The sequence below is a fragment of the Marinimicrobium sp. UBA4209 genome, assembly GCF_002381585.1.
In the GTDB taxonomy this organism is placed as follows: Bacteria; Pseudomonadota; Gammaproteobacteria; order Pseudomonadales; family Cellvibrionaceae; genus Marinimicrobium; species Marinimicrobium koreense.
In genome coordinates, this window is sequence record NZ_DFTP01000079.1 from 18,774 (window position 1) to 22,501 (window position 3,728).

Below are 3,728 nucleotides of genomic sequence, written 5' to 3' on the forward strand. Positions count from 1 at the left end.
TGGTATCCGCTTTGGAGTAGGACTCAGCCCCCTGGAGCTCTACCGGGAGCCCTGGCCGCAGAGCCGGAAGGCCCTGACACGGAAACTCCAGGCGCTGAACCGCCTCGAACCGGACCTGATGGGACTGTTGTTCGACGATATGCGCGGCGACCTGCCCGAGCTGGCTGAACGCCAGGTATCCCTGGCCCATGTCGCGGCCGAGGCCAGCACCGCCGAGCATCTGATCCTCTGCCCGACCTATTACAGCTTTGACCCCGTTCTGGAGAAGGTTTTCGGAGCGCGTCCGGCCGGCTACTGGGAGCATCTCGGGCAGAACCTCGATCCGTCGATCGACCTGTTCTGGACCGGGCAGGAAGTCTGCTCCCGGACCTACCCCGATGACCACCTCACCCAAGTCAGCCAATACCTGCAGCGGCGCCCCTTTCTCTGGGACAATTACCCGGTCAATGACAGTGCGAGCCTGAGCCCCTATTTGCGCCTGGACGCCTACCCTGCCAGCCATGCCAGACTGAGCGGACAGGTCGCGGGCCACGCGGTAAACCCGATGAACCAAGCCTACCTGTCGCAGATTCCGCTACACTCCCTGCCGGAAGCCTACCGGGCAGGCGGCGACTACCGGCCGGAGGCGGCGTTCATGAGCGCGACCCGGGCCTGCACCCCGCCCGAGCTGGCCAGACACCTGATCGCCGACCGGGCACTGCTGCAGGAACGAGGGCTGAATGCGCTCACCGACGCCGAGCGACGCGGCCTGGAAGACCGCTATCAACCCTTCGCCGAGACGGGACAACCTCACGCCCGGGAATTACTGGACTGGCTCAACGGCGGCTATGCGTTTGACCCGGCGTGCCTGACCGATTGACTAGTGGTCCATGCGGCTAATTCTGTAGCTTTCAGAGCTTCTGTGCTGGCGCGAATCAAGGCGCGTTTTGCAGGCAAGGGTGGCTCCCTTGTCAAGAAACGCAACGACGAGTCGCGCCAGCACAGAAGCTCCCGAAGGGCCGCCACACAAGCGCCGTGGGCGGTGTTGCGCTCGCTTGAATTGGCCACGGCCAGTCCTGCGCTCGCGCGCCTTGCCCACGACGCTTGTGTGACGGCTGAAAGTTACAGCATTAGCCGCATGGACCACTAGACCCCATCAACCCACAAGACACACTGACCACAGCAGAGTGTTAAACTGTAAATAGTCAAAACGACTAATTATGGGCGGCGATCCCGCCCATCACGATGTATCGCAAACACAGGAGCGACTATGCAGACGAGAAAACTCGGCAACAGCGAACTGGTATTGAGCGAAGTGGGCCTGGGCTGCTGGCAGCTCGGTGGCGACTTCGGCCCGATCACCGCCGACACCGTCGAAGCCATCCTTCAGACCGCTCTGGACGAAGGCATCACCTTCTTTGATACCGCCGATGTGTACGGCGGCGGTGCCAGCGAAACCTACCTGGGCCAACACCTGGCCAACCGCAACCCCAAGCCGGTCATTGCCACCAAATACGGCCGCGGCGACGGCGCCTACCCCGACGGTTACTCCCTGACCCACATGCAGGACTCGGTCAAGCGCGCCCAGGACCGACTGAAGACCGACACCCTGGACCTGCTGCAACTGCACTGTGTGCCCACCGAAGTCATGCGCCGCGGCGAAATCTTCGACTGGCTGCGCCGACTGCAGCAGGACGGTCAGATCCGCTATTTCGGTGCCAGCGTGGAAACCGTTGAAGAGGGGCTGATCTGTGCCGAGCACGATGACCTGACCTCACTGCAGGTCATCTTCAACATCTTCCGCCAGAAACTGCTCGACGAACTGCTGCCCCGGGCCGAAGACAAGGGCATCGGCATTATCGTTCGCTTGCCCCTGGCTAGCGGCATGCTGAGCGGCAAGTTCACCGAGAACACCCAGTTCGACAAAACCGACCACCGGAACTTCAACCGCGATGGCGACGCCTTCAATGTGGGCGAGACCTTTGCGGGCATTCCCTTTGAAACCGGCGTCAAACTGGTGCGCGAACTGGAAGGCATGGTACCCGAGGGTTACACCATGGCGCAGATGGCCATGCGCTGGATTCTAGACCAGCCCGCGGTCACCAGCATCATCCCCGGTTCCAGCTCGGCTCAGCAGGTGCGGGAAAACGCCAAAGTCAGTGCGCTCAAGCCCCTGGAAGACGGGTTGCATGAAGACCTGTATCGGTTCTATCAGGACCAGGTACAGCAGCACATTCGCGGCGCCTACTGATCGCACCATTCCGCCATCGGGCCCGGCCAGCGCCGGGCCCGATGGTCTCAAGACAGCTGATTTTTAACGGCTTTTCTGCTAGCGTGAGCGCCTTTCCACTCCACTCACGTAACTTCTGAAGGGCCCGCATGTCCAGTTCCAATCCCTCCAGTTCCAACCTCTCCAGCCCACTCAGCGCCGAACAGATTCTGGAGATCGACCGTCAGCACGTCTGGCATCCCTACTCCTCGTTTCTGAACCCGACTCCTGTGTTCCCTGTGCAACGGGCCGAGGGCGTATACCTGCACCTGTCCGACGGCCGAAAGCTGGTGGACGGCATGTCCTCCTGGTGGTGTCAGCTTCACGGCTACAACCACCCGCGCCTGAATCAGGCCATTCAGGAACAGCTGGAGCAGATGGCGCACGTGATGTTCGGCGGTCTGACCCACGAGCCCGGCGTCACCCTGGCCAAACGACTGGTGGAGTTGACCCCGGAAGGCCTGAACAAAGTGTTCCTGGCCGACTCCGGCTCGGTTTCGGTGGAAGTCTCTCTGAAAATGGCCATGCAGTTCTGGCAATCCCAGGGACGCCCGGACAAGCACCGTTTTCTGGCTCTGCGGCGCGGTTACCACGGCGACACCTTCGGCGCCATGTCGGTATGTGACCCGGTGACCGGCATGCACCAGCTATTCAGTCACACCCTGGCACAACAACTGTTTGCCCCCCAGCCAGAGTGCGACATTGATGAACTCTGGGACGAGCGCCATATTGCGGACTTTGAAGCCCTGCTGGTGACGCACAAAGACGAGCTCGCAGCAGTCATTCTCGAGCCCATCGTGCAGGGCGCGGGCGGCATGCGCTTTTATTCCCCCGACTACCTGCGCCGGGTGCGCGAACTGTGTGATGAACACGATGTGCTTTTGATTGCCGATGAAATCGCCACCGGCTTTGGTCGCACCGGCAAGCTGTTCGCCTGCGAGCACGCCGGCATCAGCCCCGACATTCTGTGCCTGGGCAAGGGGCTCACCGGCGGTTATATGACTCTGGCGGCCACGCTGTGTAACGATAAAGTCAGCGATGGCATCTGCCGGGGCGAAGCCGGGGTGTTTATGCACGGACCCACTTTCATGGGCAATCCGCTGGCCTGTTCGGTGGCCAATGCCAGCATCGACCTGTTGCTGGACAGCGACTGGCAGGGACAGGTTGGGCGTATTGAAGCTCAGTTGAAAGAGGAGCTGGGGGCGTGTCGGAATTTACCGGCGGTGGCCGATGTGCGGGTGTTGGGCGCGATTGGTGTGGTGGAGTTGCACGAGCCGGTGGATATGGCGAAGGTGCAACCGCGGTTTGTTGAGGAAGGGATTTGGGTACGGCCCTTCGGCAAGTTGGTGTACATCATGCCGCCGTTTGTGAGCACGCCAGAGGAGTTGCGGCAATTGACCAAAGGAATTTATAACGTAGTGGCGGAGTTGAATTAAGCTTGGGTAACGGCGGATGCGGCCTTCGGCCTTATCCGCCCTAC

General features: G+C 61.2%; 3 protein-coding genes. All 3 read left to right on the top strand.

Annotated elements, in window-relative coordinates; genetic code table 11:
* Window positions 1-859 (top strand): beta-N-acetylglucosaminidase domain-containing protein (locus B3187_RS11905; protein ID WP_286806670.1); only part of this gene is annotated, 859 nt, incomplete at its 5' end.
* Window positions 860-1,249: 390 nt separating this feature from the next.
* Window positions 1,250-2,230, top strand: a complete 981-nt coding sequence (locus B3187_RS11910; protein WP_286806672.1) for an aldo/keto reductase — start codon at window positions 1,250-1,252, stop codon at window positions 2,228-2,230.
* 128 nt (window positions 2,231-2,358) lie between these two features.
* A complete protein-coding gene (gene bioA, locus B3187_RS11915) occupies window positions 2,359-3,684 on the top strand; it encodes an adenosylmethionine--8-amino-7-oxononanoate transaminase (RefSeq protein WP_286806673.1) in 1,326 nt (441 codons plus the stop codon).
* Window positions 3,685-3,728 lie beyond the last annotated feature (44 nt).